3 protein-coding genes are annotated in these 2,919 nt (G+C 69.4%); 1 reads left to right on the top strand and 2 read right to left on the bottom strand.

The features are described from left to right. On the top strand, positions 1 to 997 hold a 997-nt coding region (locus tag ACLP25_RS08825; RefSeq protein WP_442468830.1), incomplete at its 5' end, for an adenylate cyclase. A 76-nt stretch (positions 998 to 1,073) separates the two neighbouring features. Here the strand turns inward: ACLP25_RS08825 and lpxK are convergent. Together lpxK and ACLP25_RS08835 are read right to left on the bottom strand one after the other, a co-directional pair. Next, on the bottom strand, positions 1,074 to 2,057 hold the full coding sequence (gene lpxK / locus ACLP25_RS08830) for a tetraacyldisaccharide 4'-kinase (RefSeq protein WP_442468831.1): 984 nt from the start codon (positions 2,055 to 2,057) through the stop codon (positions 1,074 to 1,076). Continuing rightward, positions 2,054 to 2,919: 3-deoxy-D-manno-octulosonic acid transferase (locus tag ACLP25_RS08835; RefSeq protein ID WP_442468832.1), on the bottom strand; the 866-nt coding region annotated here is incomplete at its 5' end. The genes lpxK and ACLP25_RS08835, both read right to left, overlap by 4 nt.

Below are 2,919 nucleotides of genomic sequence, written 5' to 3' on the forward strand. Positions count from 1 at the left end.
ATTGGAGGGAAGCGTCCAGCGCCGAAGCGATCTGATGCGGGTGAACGTTCAGCTCGTGGACGCAGAGAGCGGAAATCATCTTTGGGCCGAGCGGTTCGACAAGCCCCTCGCCGATCTTTTCGACATGCAGGACGAAATCGTCGCGCGCCTGGCGAACGCGCTGAGCGCCCAGCTTGTCGCCGCTGAGGCGCGACGCGCGGAACAGGCCCCGGACCCCGACTCGATGGACCTTTATTTTCAGGGTTTGGCTTGCTTCAATAAGGGTCTGACCCCTGACAATGTCGCGCAAGCGCGCAGCTTTTTCGATCGCGCGCTCACCGTCGATCCCGACAATGTCGAGGCGCTTATCGGATCGGCGCGCGCGGACGTCCGCGAGGGCTCAAATTCCTTTGTGACCGATCCCGCGGCGGCCTTCGCTGCGGCCGAAGTGAAGTTGACCAAAGCCTTGTCGTCGGTCCCAGACCATGCGAGTGGCCATATGTGGTTAGGACTTGTGGACATATGCACCAGACGCGCCGCGCAAGGCATCGCCGAATGTGAGCATGCGTTGGCGCTGGATCGAAATCTCGCCCACGCCCATTCCTTCATCGGGTTTGGCAAGATCTTTATCGGTCGCGCCGAACAAACAGAGGCTCACATTGTCGAGGCCCTGCGCCTCAGCCCGCGCGATACAATGGCTTATGCTTGGATGACATTCGCGGGCGTAGCGAAGGACCTCCTCGGCCGTTTCGAGCAAGCGGTCGCGTGGTTTCGCAGGGCGATCGAGGCCAACCGAAATTATGCGTTTGCGCATTTTTCGTCTGCTGCCGCCCTCGCGCAGCTTGGTCGACTTGACGAGGCGCATTCCGCGGTCAAGGCCGGCCTCGCGCTCAACCCGACCTTCGCCATCTCCCGCGCCCGCGCGGCCCGTACGGCGAGGAGCGACGACCCGACGTATCTGGCCCAGCTTGTGCCCATTCTCGAAGGCATGCGCACGGCCGGGCTCCCCGAACAATGACCGCCGCGCGCCGCCTCCCCGCGATCCTCGCTGCCGACGTCGTCGGCTGCTCGCGGCTCTTGGGCCTCCGCTCCATTCATCGAAGCGCCCCCCGCAACGTCTCCCGCACCCGGTTCGGCTCCTCGAACCGCAGGGTCACCGGCAGCGTCAGGACGGCGCGCGCCGCCTGAGGCGCGAGCCTCACGCGGTCCTTCTCGGTGGTCGCGAGAATCGCGCGCCGCCGCACCGCCTCCTCCGTCAGCGCCGCGATCTCGCGCTGGCTGAAGACATGATGGTCGGGGAAGTCGCGGGTCGCCACGACCTGTGCGCCGATCCGCCTCAAGGTGGCGTAGAACTTTTCCGGCCGGGCGATGCCGGCGAACGCGACGACCTCGCGGCCGATGAGCGAAGCAGCCGCGACGGCGTCGGGCTCGAGGCTCGCCGCGAACGCCGGGCGCCCCGGCAGCGCGGCGGCGATATTCCGCCGCGCGGCGTCGTCGCCCCCCACGACGATCAGCGCCCCGACCATCGGCGCCTGCGCTGCGAGCGGCGCCCTGAGCGGCCCCGCAGGAACGCAGAGGCCGTTGCCGAAGCCCGTCTCGCCGTCGACCACGGCGAAGGCGAGGGTCTTGGCCAGCGCCGGGTTCTGCAGGCCGTCGTCGAGCAGTAGGACGTCCGCGCCGTCTTCGATCGCCCGATTCGCGCTGAGCACGCGGTCGGGACCGACCCAGCATGGCGCGACGGCCGCGAGCAGGAGCGGCTCGTCGCCGACCATCGCCGCGTTGTGGATCGCCCGGTCGACCTTGAGAGGCTCGGCGCGCCGCGCGCCGCCATAGCCGCGCGACAAAAAGGCGACGCGCCGGCCGTCGGCGATCAGCATGCGCCCGAGCGCAAGAGCGGCGGGCGTCTTGCCCGCCCCGCCGGCGACGAAATTGCCGACGCACACGACCGGCGCGCCGACCCGCTCGCCCGCCCGGTTCATGCGGCGGGCCGTGATCGCTCCGTAGAGCGCCCCGGCAGGCTGAAGGAGGCGCGCGAGCGCCGTCGGCTTCCGGGCCGCCCAGAAGCCGGGCGCCCTCACCGCGCCGCTCCTCCGAAGGGCAGCATCGGGGCGAGCGCCTTCATCGAGCGCTCGACCGCCCCCGACCGGCGCTCGACCGTGTCGCCCGCCGCGCGCGCCATGGCCCTGAGCTTCGTCGCGTCGGTGAATAGCGCGATCAGCGCCTCGCCGAGCCCTTCCGGTTCGGCGATCTGACGGGCCCCTCCCGAGGCGTCGAGCGCCGCGTAAGCCTCAGCGAAATTATCGACCCTCGGCCCGTGCAGGATGGCCGAGGCGAGCCGCGCCGGTTCGATCGGGTTCTGCCCGCCGCCGGCCACGAAAGACTTGCCGACGAACACCACGCCCGCGAGCCGGTAGAACAGGCCGAGTTCGCCGATCGTGTCGCAGACGTAAACCGCTGTTCCAGGTCCCGGCCGCTCTCCGCGCGAGCGCAGGGCGCAGGCCAGTCCCTCAGCCTCGATCTCCCGCAGGATCGCTTCGCCGCGCTCCGGATGACGCGGGGCGATCAGCGTCAGGGCGTCGGGAAAGACTTCTGCGAGCCGTTTGTGCGCCGCAGCCGCTATCCGCTCCTCGCCTGCGTGCGTCGAGGCGGCGATCCAGATCTGCCGTCCCGAGGTCAGACCGGAAAGCTCGGCGAGTTCGCGCCGGTCGACAGGCAGCGCCGGCGCGTCGTATTTGATGTCGCCGGCGATCAGCACGCGCGGCGCCCCGAGCGCGACGAGCCTTTCCCCGTCGGCCTCGCTGCGCGCAAGGCATAGGTCGAAATGGGCGAGCAGCGCCCCGATGAAGCGGGGCGCCTTCAGCCAGCGGCCGAACGACCGCTCGCTGATCCGCCCGTTGACCATCGCGAGTGGCAAGCCGGCGCGCTTGGTCTCGACGATCA

This window comes from Roseiarcus sp. (genome assembly GCF_052145395.1).
Lineage (GTDB): Bacteria > Pseudomonadota > Alphaproteobacteria > Rhizobiales > Beijerinckiaceae > Roseiarcus.